Annotated in this window: 17 protein-coding genes; 13 read left to right on the top strand and 4 right to left on the bottom strand. The window is 45.9% G+C overall.

Going from position 1 to position 20015, the window contains the following annotated elements; all coding sequences use genetic code 11:
- Positions 1 to 8 precede the first annotated feature (8 nt).
- From EXM22_RS08495 to EXM22_RS08470, 6 genes are all read left to right on the top strand, one after another.
- Positions 9 to 521 (top strand): RNA polymerase sigma factor, encoded by a 513-nt coding sequence (locus EXM22_RS08495; RefSeq protein ID WP_246157096.1) that lies wholly within the window; start codon positions 9 to 11, stop codon positions 519 to 521.
- Positions 511 to 1080, top strand: coding sequence for an anti-sigma factor family protein (locus EXM22_RS08490; protein WP_149486100.1), 570 nt, complete (start codon positions 511 to 513; stop codon positions 1078 to 1080). The genes EXM22_RS08495 and EXM22_RS08490 overlap by 11 nt, the downstream gene beginning before the upstream one ends.
- Positions 1077 to 1634, top strand: a complete 558-nt coding sequence (locus tag EXM22_RS08485; protein ID WP_149486099.1) for a hypothetical protein — start codon at positions 1077 to 1079, stop codon at positions 1632 to 1634. The genes EXM22_RS08490 and EXM22_RS08485 overlap by 4 nt, the downstream gene beginning before the upstream one ends.
- 20 nt (positions 1635 to 1654) lie before the next feature.
- Positions 1655 to 3268, top strand: a complete 1614-nt coding sequence (locus EXM22_RS08480) for a transglutaminase domain-containing protein (RefSeq protein WP_149486098.1) — start codon at positions 1655 to 1657, stop codon at positions 3266 to 3268.
- A gap of 216 nt (positions 3269 to 3484) precedes the next feature.
- On the top strand, positions 3485 to 4771 hold the full coding sequence (glyA, locus tag EXM22_RS08475) for a serine hydroxymethyltransferase (RefSeq protein ID WP_149486097.1): 1287 nt from the start codon (positions 3485 to 3487) through the stop codon (positions 4769 to 4771).
- Between the two features lie 72 nt (positions 4772 to 4843).
- Positions 4844 to 6076 (top strand): Crp/Fnr family transcriptional regulator, encoded by a 1233-nt coding sequence (locus tag EXM22_RS08470; protein ID WP_149486096.1) that lies wholly within the window; start codon positions 4844 to 4846, stop codon positions 6074 to 6076.
- A gap of 94 nt (positions 6077 to 6170) precedes the next feature.
- Here the strand turns inward: EXM22_RS08470 and ettA are convergent, their stop codons facing one another.
- Positions 6171 to 7853: an energy-dependent translational throttle protein EttA gene (gene ettA, locus EXM22_RS08465; RefSeq protein WP_149486095.1), complete on the bottom strand. Its 1683-nt coding sequence runs from the start codon at positions 7851 to 7853 to the stop codon at positions 6171 to 6173.
- A 180-nt stretch (positions 7854 to 8033) separates the two neighbouring features.
- On the opposite strand from ettA, the gene EXM22_RS08460 reads away from it, so the two are divergent.
- The 3 genes from EXM22_RS08460 to ispH all read left to right on the top strand — a co-directional run bounded on the left by EXM22_RS08460 (position 8034) and on the right by ispH (position 10961).
- A complete protein-coding gene (locus EXM22_RS08460; RefSeq protein WP_149486094.1) occupies positions 8034 to 8909 on the top strand; it encodes a FecR family protein in 876 nt (291 codons plus the stop codon).
- Between the two features lie 66 nt (positions 8910 to 8975).
- Positions 8976 to 10106 carry a polysaccharide deacetylase family protein gene (locus EXM22_RS08455; RefSeq protein WP_149486093.1) on the top strand — a complete coding sequence of 377 codons (1131 nt, stop codon included), beginning with the start codon at positions 8976 to 8978 and terminating at the stop codon, positions 10104 to 10106.
- Positions 10107 to 10118: 12 nt separating this feature from the next.
- Positions 10119 to 10961: a 4-hydroxy-3-methylbut-2-enyl diphosphate reductase gene (ispH, locus tag EXM22_RS08450; protein WP_149486092.1), complete on the top strand. Its 843-nt coding sequence runs from the start codon at positions 10119 to 10121 to the stop codon at positions 10959 to 10961.
- Here ispH and EXM22_RS08445 read toward each other — a convergent pair.
- Positions 10924 to 12360 carry an ATP-binding cassette domain-containing protein gene (locus tag EXM22_RS08445; RefSeq protein WP_149486091.1) on the bottom strand — a complete coding sequence of 479 codons (1437 nt, stop codon included), beginning with the start codon at positions 12358 to 12360 and terminating at the stop codon, positions 10924 to 10926. The two genes, ispH and EXM22_RS08445, sit on opposite strands and share 38 nt — an antisense overlap.
- A gap of 119 nt (positions 12361 to 12479) precedes the next feature.
- Here EXM22_RS08445 and EXM22_RS08440 point away from each other — a divergent pair, with 119 nt between their 5' ends.
- Positions 12480 to 13433, top strand: a complete 954-nt coding sequence (locus tag EXM22_RS08440; RefSeq protein WP_149486090.1) for an omptin family outer membrane protease — start codon at positions 12480 to 12482, stop codon at positions 13431 to 13433.
- Here EXM22_RS08440 and EXM22_RS08435 read toward each other — a convergent pair.
- Positions 13405 to 14127, bottom strand: coding sequence for a glycerophosphodiester phosphodiesterase (locus EXM22_RS08435; RefSeq protein ID WP_149486089.1), 723 nt, complete (start codon positions 14125 to 14127; stop codon positions 13405 to 13407). The two genes, EXM22_RS08440 and EXM22_RS08435, sit on opposite strands and share 29 nt — an antisense overlap.
- On the bottom strand, positions 14124 to 15896 hold the full coding sequence (locus tag EXM22_RS08430) for a M3 family oligoendopeptidase (RefSeq protein WP_149486088.1): 1773 nt from the start codon (positions 15894 to 15896) through the stop codon (positions 14124 to 14126). Before EXM22_RS08430 ends, EXM22_RS08435 begins: the two co-directional genes overlap by 4 nt.
- Positions 15897 to 16119: 223 nt before the next feature.
- On the opposite strand from EXM22_RS08430, the gene trxA reads away from it, so the two are divergent.
- The 3 genes from trxA (at position 16120) to EXM22_RS08415 (ending at position 19983) form a co-directional block, all read left to right on the top strand.
- On the top strand, positions 16120 to 16476 hold the full coding sequence (gene trxA / locus EXM22_RS08425) for a thioredoxin (protein WP_149486087.1): 357 nt from the start codon (positions 16120 to 16122) through the stop codon (positions 16474 to 16476).
- 61 nt (positions 16477 to 16537) lie between these two features.
- Complete coding sequence (locus EXM22_RS08420; protein ID WP_149486086.1) at positions 16538 to 18847, top strand: ankyrin repeat domain-containing protein; 2310 nt, start codon at positions 16538 to 16540, stop codon at positions 18845 to 18847.
- Between the two features lie 89 nt (positions 18848 to 18936).
- On the top strand, positions 18937 to 19983 hold the full coding sequence (locus tag EXM22_RS08415) for an alpha/beta hydrolase (protein WP_149486085.1): 1047 nt from the start codon (positions 18937 to 18939) through the stop codon (positions 19981 to 19983).
- The last annotated feature ends 32 nt before the right edge of the window (positions 19984 to 20015 follow it).

Genomic DNA, 20015 nt, shown 5'->3' with positions numbered 1-20015 from the left:
AGATCTTGGTGTCTGACGACTTTGAGCTAGCATATAAAGATTTTTACCCTGTTTTGATACGTGTTGCTTACAGGATTACGGGCAGTACGGAAGTTAGTGAAGACCTTTGCCAGGAGGCATTTGTCCGTTACTATGAACGGATGGATAAGATTCCACCTGGAGAACAAGCGAAGTACTGGATGATCCGTGTTGTAAAAAACCTGGCTTACAATCATGAAAAGAGGAAGGGCCGGGAGAGGAACGCTTATCAGAAACATTATCATGAGCCCAAACCCGAGGTGATCAATCAGGGTGAGAAGGGGCTTATGGAGGATGAGTCAAAAAAACTCATTCAGGAAGCGCTTATGAAGCTGCCATATAAGATGCGGGTGGTGCTGACCTTAAAGGAATACGCCAACCTCAACTACAAGCAGATTGGAGAAATTCTGAAAATATCTGAAGGAAATGTTAAAATACGTGTCTTTCGTGCCAGACAGAAACTGAGTGAAATCCTTGATAAGGGGGAAGTCTATGTGCCCTGACGACAAATTGTTGTCTGCCTATTATGATGGTGAGGTTTCCAGTCCCTGGAAAGAGAAAATTGAAGAACACATTCATGTCTGTAAAGAATGTCATGCCGTTCTTGAGAGCTTCAGAGCTCAGTCGGATCTTCTTCTTTCTGAAACGGAACCTGATGTCTCTACAAGTTATGAAGATCTACAGAGGCTCATCCGGCATAAAGAAAATGTAGAAGTCCATTCTTTTCTACCAGCAGTAAAAAAACCGATTTTTTCAATGGCTGCTGCGGCGGCAGCGGTTTTGGCTTTCTTTTTAGGTTTCTCTATGTCCGGTTCTCCCGGACCTTCTGCCAGCTATATGGATATGCCTCTTGCTGTCTCCGATGGATGGTCAGTTCCTCCTGGAGACATGATGATTCCAGGGGAAGATATAGAAGCCATGCTTTCACTGATCAATCAATCTGATAGCAGTCTATTCAGCCAGGAATCCAGTCTGAGTCTGCCTGGGGACCTGAATCTGGCACTTCATGGGGATTCTCAGCTTATCCGCACTGCCAGCTTTGCCGGGGGCTCATCCCGTTGATGCGTAAAACACTGACAATCGGACTCATTCTTTCATTGTTCTTCGTGAATGGAATGATGGCTCAGGAGGAGAAGGATTCTGCTCCTTCTGATGCCAATATGGAAGAGCTCCTCAAAGAGGCTTTAACCGTACATATTCAAGCCAAACTGTTTCATGATGTTCAAAACGTTATGTGGCAATCCGAGTTGGAAAAACTAACCATTCCCGGCCGTCCTGTAACCATACACATGCAGAATGATCAGGCTAGACTTTCAGTCCACTTTACTCCCTACAGAAAGACACCTGGCGGTCTGATCCTGGTGGCTCAGAGTGAAATATGGCTAAAAGAAGCCGCCACGGAGACGAGTCCTGAGAATCTCAGGTATTTTACCAGCATGAAAAGTATACCTTTGGATTACGATGAAACGATCTATTTTTACCCCCTTGGGAAACTTGAAGATCTGAAAAATCCAAACCAGATTCATATCGAGATGATCTTGAAGATCTATCCCTATCTGATAGAAAAGACTCTTGCAGGAGAGACCGTTCCCGATGTAGAAAATAAAGGGAACTGATGGCTCCTCAAGGATAATTCATGAATAAAAAAATTCTCATAAATCATTTCATACCGGGGGCACTTTTTGCTCTGATTGTATTACTCTATGCGGCAAGCCTGTCTGTTTCCAGAACACAGCCGGTTATTTTTTCTATAGAGCCATCCAGGGTCAGTCCCGGAGATCTTATTGTTCTCAATGGACAGCATTTTGGTGCGAACAGAGGGAAATCTAGAGTTTTTCTGGATAAAAGTCCTCTCACCGCCTCCTTCATCGAGTCCTGGTCAGAAGATACTCTGAAAGTCAGAGTCCCTCCCATAAATAGCTCCGGACTCATTTCTGTTGAAACAACAGGAGGCAGAAGTAATGGAGCCCTGTTCATCCTTTCCGAAAGGGTTCCGGACCTCTCTTCCGGTGCATTCCTTCCGGGAAAGCCCTACCTGGCCGGTATCAATGACAGAAGCTTTTTCCCCGGAGATCTTGTTATCCTAAAAGGGGATAAGATGGGAATGCGGAAAAAAAATAGCCGTATTCTTGTGAGTCTTTCTGGAGAAGCTCCTGAGAGTGTACTTGATCTTCCCGATGAAGAACATTTTCTAGGGGTTCCTGAGAGTCATATCTACAGCTGGGAAGATGATGTTGTATCGTTTTTTCTTCCGGAACAGGCCCAAAGCGGGCCACTTTACCTCCATACGGCTTCGGGCTACAGCAATCCAGTGAGGATTGATGTTCTATCAAAAGCGGAACTTGTGCTGGGTGAATCTCAAAATATTAAAATTCAACAGGACGTGGACATCTCTCACATCGCTGCTTTTCCAGGGAATGCCTTGGCTCTTAGAATTCCTGAGATACAGCTGAATCCGGGGCAACAGATTCTGGCCCTTGATTCCAGCTATGGCACGGATGATTCTCTTCTCATTCTCAACGAGCTAGAAAGCGGCGAAAAACGGCAGCTGCGGCGTGTTTATGAGCTGGAACTCAGGGATCTTCGTTATGAACTGGATGGGAATGAGATTCCTCATGGGTACAAGAACCAGTCCATGCTTGAACCCTGGCTGGAAGACACAGCAGAACTTCCTTCCTCAGATTTCAGAAGGACCGCATTAGCTGTCATTAAAAGAGAGGTGAATCCCTACAAAAAGGCAGAGCTTCTGTTTGATTATGTTGTCTGGAAAATGGAACCGGATCTTGAAAACCCTGCAAGGGACCCTGATCAATGGCTTCAGACGAGGAAAACAGATTCTCTTGGGTATGCGTCTCTTTTGGTTTCTTTGAGCCGGTCTGTTGAGATTCCTTCCCGGATTGTCTCGGGGATCTGGCTGCCGCCAGATGGATCAACCGGCATTACTCACCACTGGGTGGAAGTCTATCTACCGGAGTTTGGCTGGTTTCCTGCCGATCCCGCTGCGGCTGATGGTGTTCTGGCCCCCTGGCTGGGGGAAGAAGAGTCATTAGCGGGCTGGGGAGCCCTTGATGCGGGTCATATTGCCTTTTCAAAGGGCAAACAGGAGTACATGCCTCTCTATGATAAAAGCCGCCTTAATGCTCTTTGTGATTACAGTCGTCAAAGTCTTTATGCAGAATGGCTGGGAAACCTGGATAGCTGTTCCATAATCTACAAGGATATTGCTATAATACCCTTAGGCCTTAATTGAATAATCACCAGGGCCATGTTTTGGCGCTGGTAGGGCAAGAGGAACTTAATTCCTTAGGCCTTAATTGAATAATCACCAGGGCCATGTTTTGGCGCTGGTAGGGCAAGAGGAACTTAATTCCTTAGGCCTTAATTGAATAATCACCAGGGCCATGTTATTGAAAGCCAATGAACGGGATATTGTTCTCGAGAGTATATTAAATGAGGAGTTGGGTGGATGACTGAATTACAGAACTTTGATCCGGAGCTGTTTGCAGCCATGGGTCGTGAACTGAACAGACAGAAGGGTAATCTGGAGCTTATTGCTTCGGAAAATATTGTTTCCAAGGCTGTATTGGAAGCTGCAGGGTCTGTTTTGACAAACAAGTATGCTGAAGGATATTCCGGAAAAAGATATTACGGTGGATGTGAGTTTGTTGATGAAGCTGAAAATCTGGCGGTAGCCAGAGCAAAAGAACTCTTCGACTGTGAATATGTCAATGTACAGCCCCATTCGGGAAGCCAGGCAAATATGGGAGTCTACTTTTCTGTATGTAAGCCTGGAGACACTGTCCTGGGAATGAATTTGTCACATGGAGGGCATCTCACCCATGGTTCTCCAGTCAATTTTTCGGGCCAACTCTACAATATTGTAAGTTATGGTGTGGATAAAGAAACAGAAACAATTGATTATGATGAGCTTCTCAAGACGGCAAAAGAGTGCAAACCCAAAATGATTGTTGCAGGAGCCTCTGCCTATCCTAGAGTTCTTGATTTTAAAAAATTCAGATCCATTGCGGATGAAGTCGGTGCCTATTTGATGACAGACATGGCTCATATTGCCGGACTTGTCGCCGCAGACTGCCATCCTTCACCTCTGAAGGACTCCCACTTTACAACCACCACAACTCATAAGACACTGAGGGGCCCCCGGGGTGGAATGATCCTCATGGGAAAAGACGGTGAAAATGATCTTGGTATTGTGGCAGCTAAATCCGGTCGAGTTAAGAACTGGTCTGAGATTGTAAATGGGGCGATCTTTCCAGGAATGCAGGGTGGACCTTTGATGCATATCATTGCAGCAAAAGCAGTTGCATTCAAAGAAGCCCTTCAGCCAGATTTTAAAGTATACCAGCAGCAAGTTGTTAAAAATGCGGCTGCTCTAGCCAAAGCATTGGAAGCCGGTGGTGTGAGAATCGTCTCCGGTGGAACTGATAATCATCTCATGCTTGTCGATTTGACTCCCCTTGGTGTCAGCGGCAAGGAAGCAGAAGCCTGGCTGGATCTGGCACAAATCACAGTGAATAAAAATGCCATTCCATTTGATCAGAAGAGTCCCTTTATTACTTCAGGAGTACGGATCGGATCTCCGGCAGTAACCTCCAGGGGCATGAAGGAAAAAGAAATGGAAATGATCGCAGACTATGTCTGTGCCATTCTAAAAAGTGGCGGCGAAAAAAATAAAATTGACGAAATCGGTAAAAAGGTTCAATCTTTATGTGAGGATTTTCCGATATATAAATAATCTAGAATCAGAAAATTCACGGCGGGAATGTATTCCCGCCTGTTTCAGCCAATAGTGTTTACGGGAGTAGGGATGAATAACCCACTGCAGTTAGGTCTAGTCAGTTTTAAGAAAGGCGCCTATATCACAGTCGAAGGGAAACAGACCGAGCAGTTTTACATCATAAGAACCGGTCATGTTCATTGTGGAAAGGAATTTGAGATCGAGGAAGAATCTGGGGGTGAAATCTTCAAACCCGGTGATTTTTTCGGTGTAGTTTCAACAATGGCTTCTCATAATCACCTCGAAACGGCCCGGGCGCTGACGGATGTGACTCTCATTTCTGTCCGAAAAGACCAATACTCCCTGTTGATAGAACGGAATACTCCGGTCGCCATGAAGATCATCAATGGATTTTCCAAGAAGGTCCGTATGCTGGATGAAGCACTGACCCGGATGACATTCAAAAGTTCTGCCGAGATTGAACCGCCCCATCTGTTCAATGTTGCTGAGTACTACATCAAACAGAATCAGTATAATCAGGCCTACTACTCTTATTATCAATACTTGAAACACTGTCCCCAGGGTGATCATGTCAAAGAAGCCCGCATCAAAATGGAAAAAATCAAACCCTATGCCACTGTGGCTTATTTGGATGTTGAAAAGTCCAATGAGTTCATACGCCAATATCCCAAGGATACCATGGTCTTTAGTGAAGCCGAGTTTGGGCCGGAGTTGTACATCATTCAAAAGGGTAGTATCAGAATCACCAAAATTGTTGATAACAATGAGGTTATGCTGGCCCTCCTTAAACCGGGGGATATCTTCGGTGAAATGGCTCTCTTGGAGAATAAACCCCGGTCAGCATCGGCTATTGCCCATGAGACTGCGGTTCTAATGGCTGTGAACAGATCCAACTTCAAAAGCATGGTCGTTGAACAACCCAAGATTATCTCCAGGCTGACCGTTTTATTGGCCGAACGCATCTGGTCCATTTACAAACAGCTTGAAAATACTATGATCGGAGATCCCACGGGGCGAATGTATGACACTCTCCTTTTGGAACTGGAAAAGAACCGTATCGACCCTGAGGCCAAACGATCTTACTCCTATCCTTATGGTCCTAAAGAGCTGGTGAATATTGTGGGTCTTACAAAAGAAGCCGGTGCTCAGGCATTACGGAAATTGATGGATAATAAGAAATTTAAGATTGTAGATAATAAATTCTTCATCGAAGATATTCGGGAAGTCAAAAAGAACGCTGAATACTTTAAGACCATGGAGAAAGTAAACCGTTCACGGCAGGCAGGAAGTTTAAAAAGTTAGTCTCTAAATATTCAGCTTTTTCCACCTGCATGAAAAAACCTCCCATCTGGGAGGTTTTTATTTTCAACTTGCTTATCCAGGGAATGAAAAAGAATCAGTCTCTTGTCAGATTTCTATATTTTATTCTGTGGGGCTGATCCGCATCGATTCCCAGTCGCTTTTTCTTGTTTTCTTCATACTCGCTGAAGTTACCTTCAAACCAGAATGCCGCACTGTCTCCTTCAAAAGCCAGAATATGGGTGGCTACTCTATCCAGGAACCACCTGTCATGGCTGATCACAACGGCGCATCCTGCAAAGTTTAAAAGACCGTCTTCTAGTGCCCGAATCGTGTTCACATCAAGGTCGTTTGTCGGTTCGTCCAAGAGGAGAACATTCGCTTCTTCTTTGAGCATCATGGCCAAGTTTATTCTGTTCCGTTCACCTCCGGAGAGGACTCCCACTTTTTTCTGCTGGTCTGCTCCCAAGAAATTAAATTGAGATACAAAAGCCCGGGAGTTCATCTCTCTTTTTCCAAGTTTAATGATATCCAGTCCATCTGAGATCTGTTCCCAAACGGATTTTTCAGGATCCAGATTCTGTCTTGTCTGTTCCACATAGGCCAGTCTGACAGTTTCTCCCACTTTAATACTTCCCTGATCCGGTGTTTCTTCTCCCGTAATCATTCTGAAGAGGGTTGTTTTACCCGCACCATTGGCACCGATGATTCCTACAATACCGCCAGGTGGGAGTTTGAAGCTTAGATTCTCATAGAGTATACGGTCTCCAAAGCCCTTGCTTATGTTATCTGCCTCAATGACTACATTTCCCAGACGTGGACCGGGTGGGATAAAGAGCTGCAATTCATTCCCTGAGCTGCTGGCTTCCTGATTTAAAAGAGATTCATAGGAGCTGATACGGGCTTTAGATTTGGCATGCCGGCCCTTAGGACTCATCTGTATCCATTCCAGCTCTCTTTTAAGTGTTTTTTGCCGCTCTGATTCCTTTTTCTCTTCAAGAAGCATGCGTTTCTGTTTCTGATCCAACCAGGATGAGTAGTTTCCTTTCCAGGGAATTCCCTGTCCTCTGTCGAGTTCCAGAATCCACCCGGCTACATTATCCAGGAAATAACGGTCATGGGTGACCGCTATGATCGTGCCTTCATATCGCTGGAGGTGGTGTTCCAGCCAGGCGACGGATTCGGCATCCAGATGGTTGGTCGGCTCGTCCAAAAGAAGAATATCCGGTTTTTTCAAAAGAAGGCGGCACAAGGCCACTCTTCGTTTTTCTCCACCTGATAGAACGGCTGTCAGTTGATCTTCGGGAGGGCATCGCAGGGCATCCATGGCTAATTCCAGACGGGAATCCAGTTCCCACCCATCCAGAGCCTCCAGTCTGTCCTGTACTTTTCCCTGCTTTTCAAGGAGTGCATTCATTTCTTCATCGCTCATCTCTTCACCGAAGCGGGCGTTAATGTCGTCATATTCCTTGAGGAGATCCACCGTTTCCTGGGCCCCTTCTTCAACGACTTGACGGACAGTCTTGTCGGGATCGAGTTGGGGTTCCTGTTCCAGGTATCCTATTGTAAAGCCATCGGATAGGACCGTTTCGCCTGTAAAGTCCTGATCGACTCCTGCCAGGATACGGAGTAAGGTACTTTTTCCAGAGCCGTTCAAACCCAGGACCCCTATTTTCGCTCCGTAAAAATAAGAGAGATATATATCTTTGAGAACCACTTTCTGGTTGTGACTCTTACTGACTCCCACCATGGAGTAAATAACTTTTTTATCGTCTGCCATCCAAAACCCTCACATCAATTTTTATATTCAGTTTCTCGGCATTATAGACTGTTCGCCCCATCCAATCCAGATCATAAAATCCAGTATATTCTTGTTTGTCCGTCCTTGTGAAATGTAAAATTCCTAAAATGAAGGTATAATGGAGTCGTATCATACTTTATGCCTTAAGGAGGCTATTCTATGTTTAGAAGTATATTACTCTTATCAATTGCATTTCTTTGCCTTTCATATACAACCTTTGCCGAGACTTCTGTTGATTATCTTGAGGGCATACTCGAAGTGCAGAGTGCCGGTGGCTGGGAGGAGGTCTGGATTGGTGATGATATTTCCGATACTGCCAGACTCAAACTTTCCGAAGACGGATATGCCGAGCTTCTTATCGGTGATTCAGTCGTTTCTCTTACCCGTGATGGAACCTATGAGGTCAAAGAACTGATGAGGGGGAGTGCCTCTGTGGCCACAACATCTCTGGATCTCAAAAAGAAACTGACCCTCAGTTCTGGGAATGAGAAATGGCAGCATGAGGCAACCATGGGTGTCCGCGGTGCCCAGGCCTCAGTCTCAGATTCTACGGGTATGGAAGATGCTTTTACTTATCTCAATGCCGGTTTGGATTCTTTAAATCAGGGTGACTTAGATGAAGCCCTCATTAACTTTGAAGAGGGGTGGGATTTTTTTGAAGATCAAAACTGCCTGTTTTTCAGTGCCGTCTGCTACGACGCACTAGGCCAGAAACGCTCCTATGCCCGCAGCCTTCAGGATATAGAAATGAAGGATCTGGAGATGGAATTTCAGGGAGCCTATGTGATCAGGATGAGTGATCTTTTCATTCGTTCTCTGGCGTATACGGATGCTCTCAATCTTATCCATGGATTTGAAGGGCAGGAAGAGTCATTGAATGCGGATGAAAAACAGCAGATTCTTTTTTTGAAAGGAACCGCTTATCTGGGTAGCGGTCAAAAGCAGGATGCCAAAACAGCTTTTCAAGAGGCTCAAAAACTGATACCTTCATCTTCTGTGGGCCAACAGGCTGCTCAGGCACTCTCTTCTCTTTAGGAGATTTGTCAGCACTTGATCTCAAGAACCTGTCTCTTCTCTGTTTTTTTCATTTTTTTTCTCCTCATGAGCTCGCTGTCCCTGAGTGCAAGGACCGGCGGTAATCTTTATCGGATTCAGATGGATCGGGAGGGGAATCCCGTCCGACTTGTCTTTGTCCGTTCCCTGAAAGAGAAGGAACCTGAATCTTTTCTCCTTGAAAATCTAGATTATAAATCTCCTCAGGTTGTACGTAATGAGGGTGTTACAATTCTGTTTCCCAGGAAATCCGAAGGGCAAATCCCTGTCCTTTGTTTTCACCGAATTGGTGATGAAGAATTGTATGAATTGTCTCTTCCCAGAGTGCATCACCTCATGGCTTCTCTGATAAAGTATAAGTATTATCCCATTTCAGACCATGAGTTTGCCAATGGTGATTTTTCTTCTGTTCCTTCGGGGATGCGTCCCGTGGTTTTGGGAGCGGATGATGCTGGGGCTACTCAGCTTTTATGGGATGAAAACACTCTTGCGGCCTATGGGAGGGGGAATCCCAATCGCTGGGAATTGGATCCTGACTGTTTGGCATCTATCTTCACCCGGTACTTTCAAAAGACTAGAGGTCATTACAACCTGACTTTTTATATTTCTTTTGATGCCGTGCCTTTCAGGCAGCTAGGCGGATTGGCAAATCCGGGGTTCCCCTACGAAGGAACTCCTGTTGTCAGGGATAAAATCCGTTATGCAATGAGAGAGTTTCATCTGGGGTATCATAGCCTGACTCATACCTTCCGGGAGAATCTGACCCATGATGCCTTCCTTTGGGAGATCCGTGAAAGCAATAGAATCCTTTCAGACTATGTGGGACAGAAAATCGCTTTGCCGACATTGGCTTATCCCTACGGATCTGGGAATTTTACAGAAAAAGAAGAGTCGGATCTACTTTCGTCTATTGAAAGAGGGGAGTTTCCTAAGACGGCTTATGACCTGGACGGACGGTTCTCCGATCCCCCCTGGAGTCCGTCGTTCCGTTCTTGGAACATTTCCAGGTATTCTGTGGAAAATAAGAGTTTTGAACCTCTTTTGGCGCGTTTATCTTCCAATAATACCTATTTGAGTCATCGGACCATTCTTATATATTCCACAGGTAAGGCTATTAGTCTGGAGGACTATAATCTGAATCTGGGCGGGGATGACACAGTGTATGTGTATATTCCATAATAAGGCAGAACAATGAAAAATAAAAAAACAATCATACGAGCCGATGAAATGGGATTCTGTTTGGGAGTCCGTCGTGCCATAGGTACTCTGGAAAATGCAGTCCGTTCAAATGACAGCCCCGTCTATACTCTGGGGCCTATCATTCATAATCCCCGGGTTATCAGTGATTTTGCTTCCAGAGGAGTTAAATCTGTTGAATCTCCCGAAGACGTCCCCGCAGACTGCCGGGTTATCATCCGGGCTCATGGTATACCGCCTCTCACTCAGGAGGCGTTGAATAAGAGAGGGAGTCTTGTCATGGATGGAACCTGTCCCAAGGTCATTGCCTCCCAGAAAACGGTGAGAAAGTATGCTTCCTTAGGGTATCATACTGTCATTGTGGGAGATCCCGATCATGGAGAAATTCAGGGCCTGGCCGGATATGCGAACCATCCCATCGTTATCAGCAGCCCTGAAGAGGCCGGCCGCTTAACGCTGGATGGGCCTGTCATGGTCATTAGTCAGACAACGATCAAGCAGGATGAGTATGATAGAGTCTGTGCTGTATTACGGGAAAAATGCAAGCCCCTCAAGATTGTGGAGAGTATCTGTTCGGCCACAAGTAAACGCCAGGAAGCCTTGATTCATCTCTGCTCCAGAGTCGATGCCTGTCTTATCATCGGCGGCAAAGGCAGTGCCAATACGCAGCGTCTGTTTTATACAGCCCAGGAAACGGGTATCCCTTGCTGGCATATCCAGGATGCCTCAGAAATTCCATCTGAAGCCTCTTTGTACGATACCATCGGACTCAGTGCCGGAGCCTCCACTCCCGACAGCATCATTGCGGAAGTGGAACAGCGTCTGAGGTCAATGTAAAACCACCATCTTGAGGACAAAAGCGGAGATGTCTGTCGATATGTCTGATTTTATCCTCTTCGTGGTGAGTCACATAAAGCAGTGTCGTTTCCGATTCTCCTGCAAAATTACCAAGAACATCCAATATCCTCTCTCTATTTCTATCATCAAGTCCTTGGCAGGGCTCATCTAAAATGAGCAGAGCCGGATGTTTGATCAGACCCCGGGCGATGAGAAGTAGCCTTTGTTCTCCATAGGATAGTTTCTTAATGGGAGTCTCTGCCTTATGGAACATTCCTATGTAGCGCAGCCACTCATCGGCCAGGGCCCGTTCACGGGGAGGGACACTGTTGTAAATACCAATGCTGTCGTACAGACCCGATACTATGCACATCCTGGCCGTCAGGCTGACACGGTAACTGAGCTGCAGAGCAGGGGAAATTATCCCCAGTTTCTCCTTGATTTCCCAGATTGACTCACCGCTGCCTCTGGGTTTACCAAAGAGGCGAATATCGTTGGCATAGGCCTGGGGCTGGTCTCCTGTGATCAGACCCAGAAGGGTTGACTTTCCGGCTCCATTGGGGCCGGTAATTTTCCAGTGTTCTCCCTTTTTTACCTGCCAGTTGATCCGGTCTAAAATTATTTTTTCCCCATAACGGACAGTTGTGTTTCGAATCTCCACGAGTGTTTGCTCTTTAATTTTTGGAGATCCTCCCGGTGCTCCTGGTATTTTCATGGTGTTCTGTTGTAGAGGAATATCCACTTTGTCAAACTGAATCCATTCCTCTTTACTGCCTTCGAAGACAATTTGGAATTCCCTGAATACCGCTACATGGCTGTGACAGGGGAGAATCTCACTCTTTCTGTTTAGGATCATCAGAACGGGAATCCCCTCTGTGATCAGAGATTGGATCATCTCCTGCATCTGAAGAACCGATTCTTTATCCAGTCCATCGAAGGGTTCATCCAGTATGAGAAGATCCGGATTTTCAAGAAGAGCTTTATAAATCAGAGATTTTCTTATTTCACCTGTGGATAGAATCCTCAATCCCGAATTCATCAACTTTTCAAGACCAGCCGGTGGAGGGATTGTCCCGGTAGGAAGGGTTTCCCCCTGATCCAGTCCTAAGAATTCATAAAGAGCTGTTCCCGTATCCACGCGACCCGTATATTCAGAATCATCCTGCTGGATTTGTTGTTCAAGGAGGTCTTCTAAATCTTCAAAAGAGACTTTTTTTGTTTTTCCAGGCATTTGAGCCGCAATCAATTCGGAAAAATTGGTTTTTCCCGAACCGTTTTCTCCCAGGATGACCCAGGATTCTCCCTCGTTCCATGTCCAGTTGATGAGGGGACCTTTTCCTTTTCCAGGATAAGCGGGAAGGTATTGATCAATCAGTGATATCAGAGGCTTTGCTTTCATAATGAGAGAATTGTATCAGGGGAACTATGTCTTGGAACAGCAGGAACCTTCTTCTTCTGGATAGAAGATTTCATGGAGGCAAGGTGGTTTTATTTACTTCCTGAATATACAATGGTCTTATGAGAAGGCACCTGCTGTATATTCTTTTCTTCTGTTCGCTCTCTGTTCCTCTTAGCGCCCTGCAGGCGAAGCCCGGTGCTCTTTTGAGTCCCAATAGCAATGCAGGGTTGTCTCTCAGCCCTTTTCTTTCTTATATGACAGGGCACTCCAATGAGCTTGTATATGGTAGCAGCAGTGGTCCTTATCCCTATCTCAGCCGTCTTCATTGGGAAATTCAGCCTGCTGTTATTAGCGGTGTTTCTGCTTCTGTGAATATTGGGAATGTCCTGTTTTTCAATATTGCAGCCGGTAGTAGTTTGAATTCTCCTACCGGGGAGATGACCGATTATGATTGGGACTCAGAGTATTTTTCCACTACCGACACAGACTGGACTCATTATTCTCTAAGTACTATTTATTTAACTCAATCACTTCTTGTGGATTACAACACGGCTGTCCGCGTTTACAGAACCCAGAGGAATAGCCTCGATTTATTAGGCGGTTTCAAGTTAATTCAGTGGGGCTGGACCGACAGCATCAAAGAGATGAACTACTACGGAGAAGATATATTCACCTACGTAGGTACCAATGGAATAGACTACGACATTGAGTACCGGATTCCCTATCTTGGAGTTGGGTTTTCACTGCAAGAAGGACCCTTATTCTTTAATTTAACACTTTTGTACAGTTGGATGGTCAGTGTGGACGACCATGACTTTCACAAACTCCGGGGACTCCACTTTTATGATTATTTCACTGGAGGATTTTACTACGGCTATTCTGCAACTACACGCTGGCATTGGACAGAAGCCTTCTCATTAGCCTTCAGTTTTGATTATGATTACGTACCGGAACTTCAGGGGGATACATTGGTATACAGCGACAGCGGCAATCTCCTGGCTTATTATCCGGGAGGTGCCGGTGTCAGCTATGCCGCAGCATCTTTCAGTCTGAATCTTGAATATCGCTATTAAGATCGGGGTAATCTGAGAATATTCCGTCAGCACCCAGGGATTCTACCATCCTGGATTGGGTGGTGGAATTTATTGTATAGGTCATCACCTTCCACCCTCTCTTATGATAATCTTCTATGGATTGGTATGAAAGGTAGGATGCCTCGGGATGGATGCTGTAAGGACGAATTCCGCTGGATTCCACATAAGCAGGAAAGTTTATAAAATCATTAGCTGTGAGAATGCCTATTTTCACTTCCGGTGATAGTAACTGAAAATCCTTGAGGATCGGGTGGTTGAAGGACGAAACAATGAGGTTTCTGTCCTTCTCCTGATTCAATACTTGGGAAACTATACGGGCCACAGGCTGATTCAATGATGTGATGGATTTTATTTCAACATTCAGAAGGACATCCTTGGGAATCAGAGCCAATACTTCCTCCAGGCTGGGAATCCGGGTTTCTCTGTACTCCTCTCCGAACCAGAGCCCTGCATCGGCTTTCCTGAGCTCCTGCCAGGAATGGGTGTGAACAAAACCACTGAGGTCTGTGGTTTTATCCAGCATGAAGTCGTGGATGATCACAGGCACTCCATCTGATGAGAGCTGGACGTCCAATTCAATGCCCTGGGCCTTCATGGCCAGTGCCATTTTAAAAGAGGGAACTGTGTTCTGAGGGGCATAGGCAGACGCGCCTCTATGGGCAAATACAATCATGGCTGTACCAGGCTGCAGTATTCGTCTATCTGCTTCTTTATGATTCCCAGGCTCCTGTCCCAGAACGCCTGTCCCCTGAGATCTATCCCTGCTTCGGCGGCACAATCTTCTGCGCTTGCCTGTCCCGTTTTCAGCAGTACCTTGGTATACAGTTCAGAAAAATCACTGCCCATCTCTTCATAAAGGCTGTACAGTCCCAATGCAAAGAGCAGGCCGAAGGCATAGGGAAAGTTGTAGAACCCGAGATCTTGATTGTAGTAATGACCCTTGACCGCCCACATCCAGGGATGTCTTTCATCTTCACTCAGGGCTTCTCCATAAGTCAGATCCTGAGCCTGGAGCATCATCTGCTTCAGCTCTTCCGGGGAGACCTCTCCAGATGATCTTCTTTCCATCAGTTCCTGTTCAAATAGGAATCGGGAGAGGATGTCCGTAATTACCTGGTTGGAATCCATCAGGGTGCTGTCCAGCAAGGAAGCCTTCTCATGATGGGAGGCCTGTTTGGAACAGGCTTGAAACACCAGTGTTTCCGAGAAAATAGAGGCAGTTTCAGCCAGTGTCATGGGATAGTGGCGGTGAAGGGCAGGGGCCTTTTTTAGTACTTCATGGTGCCAGGCATGTCCCAGTTCGTGGGCAATGGTGGAGACATCACTGAATGAACCTGAGAAATTGGTCATGATACGGCTTTCTTCGGTTAAAGGAAAACTGATGCAGTATGCACCGCCCACCTTTGCCTTCCGGGGGGGGGCATCAATCCAGTTTTTATCAAAACAGAAGCGAGCAAAATCGGAATATGCGGGGCTGAGGGAGGAGAAGTGTTCAATAATGAATCCTCTGGCTCTGTCCCAGGTCCATTCATCCTTTGCGTTGGAGAGAGGGGCCACTGTGTCGTACCAGGAGAGACGTTCAAGCCCCATGGCTGAGGCCTTGGCTTTCATGAACCGTCTGAAATCTGGAAGGCTTTTTTTCATACTCCCGATCATGGCTTCCAGGGTTGTCTGTGACATGCCGGCCTGATGGGTGGATCGTTCCAGTGTCGTTTTATACCCCCGTCGGGAGTTGAGCGTATGGGAAAATCCCTTAACCCCATTGAGAGCGGCTGCCAGAGGTATCTCCATGGACTCCCAGCACTGAAGTTCTTTTTTCCAGGCTTTCTTTCTAATTTCCCTGTCGGCATGAGTGGAGAGGAGCCTCAGTTGGGTAACTGTCTTTTCTTCTCCCTCCTCCCATTCAGTCTTTAATGAGGAGGATATGCTTTCCTGGAGTCTGCCCCAGGCGGTTCCCCCAGATCGTGAAAGATCCGCCGCCAGATCTTCCTCTAGGGGAGATAACTGGAATTTCTGTTCTTTTAAAGACTCTTTCAGGAAATAGAGATAATCTTTTAAGATCGGAGATTCCTTCCAGTCTTTTTCTGAACTTTGGGAATCGGCCAACCTGTTTTTGAAACGTACCAGAATCCCGTTAAAGGGAAGTGCCGATTCTTCTAGTGCATTGAGGGCATTGAGGGCAGTTACATTATCTGTTTGAACAGAATAGGAACAGTATGTATAAGACTCGAGAGACTCATATATATCATGTGCCCTGTTCAATAGAGGAATGACTTCTTCCAGGCTCTTTAGTGACTTTCCCTGCCAGAGTTCATCTTTTTTCAGAAGTACAGACAGATCAGCCAGTATCTTTTCCATTTCACATCTATTGGATTTATATTCATCCGAATCAAGACCGGGATACATGTTCAGATCCCAGGCAGGTAAATCATTTTTTTTCAATTCTATTTCTCCTACTCCTGTTATGATGAATGTCGCAGTCTCATTTTTGTGAAGCGACAAGTGCTTATAAGTCTCCCACAAAAAGAGAAATTTGCAAACAGACCCTCAATGGTTTTAAAATGATTATATGAAAAATTTCTTTTATAAAAATTTATTATTTGACCTTTTCTGAATTATTAAGTATTTTTCATATATATAAAATTGAATATCAAGGAGGCCTTCAATGGCTCAGCATCTAACAAAACAGGATTTCCTGGATAAAGTCTTTGACTTTGAAAATGAAAAAGAATGGAAATTTAAGGGCGAACGTCCCTGTATCATAGATTTTTATGCAGACTGGTGTGGTCCCTGTAAAATGGTAGCTCCCATCCTGGATGAACTTTCTACAGAATATGAAGGCAAGATGGATGTCTTTAAAATAGACACAGAAGCCGAACAGGAACTGGCAGGCGCCTTTGGAGTTCAAAGTATTCCATCCATTCTTTTTATCCCCAAAGAGGGGAAACCCCAGATGGCTCAGGGAGCTCTTCCCAAGGACTCGTTCTTGTCGGCCATGAAGGATATTCTCAGCGTAGAGTAGTTGAGGCATCTCTTCATAGAGGGATATACTGATCATCATTAACTGGGAGGTTTCCTACTGAATGAAAATGATTAAGTCTATCCCTTTTTTTGTTATAATAATTTCTTATCTGTTTTTTACTCCCTTCCTTTTTGCTGACAGAAGCCATGAGGAACTTATTATTGAGGTTCTTGAAGAGGAATTAAATGATCTAGAGGCTCCGGGGGATATTGATATTCCCGATGACAGAGGAAGAACGGCTCTGATGCGGGCCGTCTGGCAGGAACGCACTGATTTAGTCAGGCGTCTCCTTTCCTCGGGAGCCGATCCAAACCTGAAGGATATGAACGGTCAGACCGCTCTGTATTTTGCCCTACAATTTACCCATGATAATGATATCCTCTCTCTTTTGCTTCGGGCAGGAGCCCGCACTGATCTTGTGGACAATAGTGGTAAAACTCCCATTGAAGTTTTCATCTCCCGAGGACAGAATCCGGATTTTATAGATGTCTTCAAAGAGTACGGATTGTTTCCTTCTGAAGAAAGAGGGGAGGAATCTCTCTTGTTTACTGTGTTGGACCGTCCGGATTCTCTTTTGAAATATCAATTTCTTGAAGCCTTGTCCAATGCAGGTTGTTCTCTTGAAGGACGCAACTCCCTGAACAGGACTCCCGAAGAAGAAGCATTGGCACAAGACGATTTGAAAAGCGCCGATTTCCTGGCAACCTTGCGTTATTCTTTGAATGAGGCAATGATCGATGCCCTGGAATATCATGGACAAGAGCTGACAGAATTTGAGATTCTGGACTTTCTAAATCGGGGAGCCAGTCCGTCCTACAAGAATGCCGGGGGCTACACTCCCTGTCATTATGCCGTTGCCGCAGGACGGCCGGATCTTTTGAACTTACTGCTCCAATGGGACACAGCTGTATTCCCTTTTAAGAATGATCCAAGGGAACTTCAGAATCTCATCCTCTTTTTCCCCCTAGACTATGAGCCGATGATAGCCGTTCCACTAATGGAGTTACTGTTGGACCAGGGGCTTCCAGTGAATATTCGAGATGAGAAAGGGCAGACTCTCCTTGCAAAGAGCATCCTTCATTCCACCCCATTGGCCTCTCTTTTAATTGAAAGAGGAGCCGATCCAAACCTCCCTGGACCCGAGGGGGTCAGTCCTTTGATGACGGCCCTTACCATTCATCTTGAAGATGATGTGACTCTTTTAGAAGAACTTGCCGCGGCGGGGGCCGACTTAGGAGCGAGGGATTCTCAAGGTTGGAGTGCCCTCACTTATGCCATCTTGTACGGGCAGAATACCAAGGTCATGGAGACATTGATCACTCTGGGTGTCGATCCAGAAATAAGAGATGATTTTGGTACGCCTGGTTTTTTCTGGGCTGCCGCCTATGCCGATGATACCGGCTTTGTGGCTTCTCTGCTGAAAGACAAGGCCAAGGCCGGCTGGCGGGATAAAGATGGATGGACTCCTCTCATGGGGGCTCTCCGTTTTGGAAACACTCCCGAGATGGTCGCCTTGCTGGCAGAAATGACTCCAGATGGCCGGATTCGGGATGGAATTGGAAGGACTCTGGAAGAGTTCAAATCCGAATATGAAAAAAACAGTCCTTACCAAGCACCGGTAGAGTTAGACAGGCTGATCAAGAACAAAAGGGTTTACCCTGCAGACAGTATTCCTGTGGGGGGAGATTTAAACAAGGCTCTACTCGAAGTCATCCGCTGGGGAAAAGATCCGGCAATAGCGGAGCTCCTCATCTCAGAAGGGGCCGATCCCAATGCCAGTGATGAGGAAGGTTTTACAGCTCTCATGACAGCCTCTGCCTACAGCAGTTATGATATGGTTCGCACTTTGATCCGAAGAGGCGCCTCGGTATTCGATATCACACCCTCTGGGTGGACGGCTTTTCATCTGGCCGCCTGGTCCTCGGATAGTCGTATCTCCTCTCTGCTCATGGAGGAGGGATGGGATGTGGATGTCCGTGATTTTGATAACTGGACAGCCCTGATGTGGGTCATGAGGAATCATGGTTCTCCCGAGCACATTCAACTTCTTCTGGATGCCGGGGCGGATGCTGAAGCCAGATCATACAGGAATGAGACGGTTCTTCACCTTGCTTGTTCCGCTTGGGTTGCTCCCCATTTGGAGTCTTTAGATCTGCTCATAGAGGCGGGGACAGATGTGAATGGGCTTAATATCAAGGGTGAAACGCCTCTGATTCTTGCGGCTTCCATGGGATATGGAGAGGTCTGCCAATTTCTTCTTGAAAAGGGAGCAGATCCTTCAATCCTGGATAAGGATGGAGATTCGGCCTATTCCCGGGCTTACAACAAAGGCTATTTTGAGCTGGCAGAACTCCTTGGACAATGGAATTAAAAAAGTCCTTCTGCCCCTTTATGTATGACCAACAGCCCTAAGGAGCTATGCTTGAGTAAGATTGAACTATTTCATATCATGAATTAACTATGAATCTGATACGCCGTGCTTTGCTGCTCATTCCTTTTTTCTCTTTTTTTACGATTGGTTTTTCCCTGCCAGCCAAGGGGCAAACTGACAGTAGGACCGAAGACTCCTTTGGAAGTCAGGATATTTCTGCAGTAAAAGAGCAGATGACACCTTTAGAGAATCATAATACTCAATATTTTCCGGAAACACTCGCCTTTCTGGCCCATTACAGTGCCGATCAGGTCCCAGGTCCTCTGGAGTTCGGCTGGTTTCTGTCGGAAGAGCGTAAAATTGCGGCCTATTTGTTTCGCACCCCGGGAGAACCAGCTGCCGGTACGGTTTACCTTCTCCATGGCTATCTGGATCACAGTCTATCCAATACTGGGGTGATCCGCTTTCTTGTGGAGCATAATTACAATGTTGCCGCCTTTGATCTTCCCGGACACGGGATGTCCGAGGGAGTTCCTGTTGATATAGATGATTTCAGTGAATATGCCTTCTGTTTAAAAAGGTTTAAGGCTCTCACTGAATCCTCTCTGGAAGGTCCCTTTTTCGCTCTTGGACACAGCACAGGTTCCTCGGTGATCCTTGAATATACAAACCTCTATGAGAATGACTTCAAGGCATTGATTCTGACTTCTCCTCTGGTCAAAAATTTCGCCTGGCGTCTCACAGCTCTGGGATTGTTTCTGGGAGATCCCTTTATGGATGATATTAAAAGGCGTTTTGGTGGTTCCAGCTCCAATGAGGAATTTGAATATTTTACCGAACACAACGACCCTCTCCAGAGTCAGAGAATCCCCTTTCACTGGATTTATGCCAACACAAACTGGATTAAGCGCATGGAGCAGATTCCTCCCCGGGAAGACCTGGTTTTTCATATCTTACAGGGCCGCAAGGATACTGTTGTGGATTACAGGCATAATATTCCCTTTCTAATGGAAAAATATCCTCACTCTGACGTAATCTATTATGATGAGGGTGAACATAGCCTTTTCAATGAAATTCCTGCCCTTCGGCACAAAGTATATCAGGATATTCTGACCATTCTTGAATTGAAGGGTTAAAAAACAAATTGTGAGAAGATTTAAACTATCAG

The sequence above is a fragment of the Oceanispirochaeta crateris genome (genome assembly GCF_008329965.1).
GTDB lineage: Bacteria > Spirochaetota > Spirochaetia > DSM-2461 > DSM-2461 > Oceanispirochaeta > Oceanispirochaeta crateris.
The sequence above is the reverse complement of the archived record's forward strand: the minus strand, read 5'-3'. Positions and strand labels throughout refer to the sequence as shown.

Coding starts and splice junctions, on each gene's coding strand:
- EXM22_RS08490 (WP_149486100.1), top strand. CDS start 511: ATGTGCCCTGACGACAAATTGTTGTCTGCCTATTATGATGGTGAGGTT.
- EXM22_RS08480 (WP_149486098.1), top strand. CDS start 1,655: ATGAATAAAAAAATTCTCATAAATCATTTCATACCGGGGGCACTTTTT.
- glyA (WP_149486097.1), top strand. CDS start 3,485: ATGACTGAATTACAGAACTTTGATCCGGAGCTGTTTGCAGCCATGGGT.
- EXM22_RS08470 (WP_149486096.1), top strand. CDS start 4,844: ATGAATAACCCACTGCAGTTAGGTCTAGTCAGTTTTAAGAAAGGCGCC.
- ettA (WP_149486095.1), bottom strand. CDS start 7,853: ATGGCAGACGATAAAAAAGTTATTTACTCCATGGTGGGAGTCAGTAAG.
- EXM22_RS08460 (WP_149486094.1), top strand. CDS start 8,034: ATGTTTAGAAGTATATTACTCTTATCAATTGCATTTCTTTGCCTTTCA.
- EXM22_RS08455 (WP_149486093.1), top strand. CDS start 8,976: ATGAGCTCGCTGTCCCTGAGTGCAAGGACCGGCGGTAATCTTTATCGG.
- ispH (WP_149486092.1), top strand. CDS start 10,119: ATGAAAAATAAAAAAACAATCATACGAGCCGATGAAATGGGATTCTGT.
- EXM22_RS08445 (WP_149486091.1), bottom strand. CDS start 12,360: ATGAAAGCAAAGCCTCTGATATCACTGATTGATCAATACCTTCCCGCT.
- EXM22_RS08440 (WP_149486090.1), top strand. CDS start 12,480: ATGAGAAGGCACCTGCTGTATATTCTTTTCTTCTGTTCGCTCTCTGTT.
- EXM22_RS08435 (WP_149486089.1), bottom strand. CDS start 14,127: ATGATTGTATTTGCCCATAGAGGCGCGTCTGCCTATGCCCCTCAGAAC.
- trxA (WP_149486087.1), top strand. CDS start 16,120: ATGGCTCAGCATCTAACAAAACAGGATTTCCTGGATAAAGTCTTTGAC.
- EXM22_RS08420 (WP_149486086.1), top strand. CDS start 16,538: ATGAAAATGATTAAGTCTATCCCTTTTTTTGTTATAATAATTTCTTAT.
- EXM22_RS08415 (WP_149486085.1), top strand. CDS start 18,937: ATGAATCTGATACGCCGTGCTTTGCTGCTCATTCCTTTTTTCTCTTTT.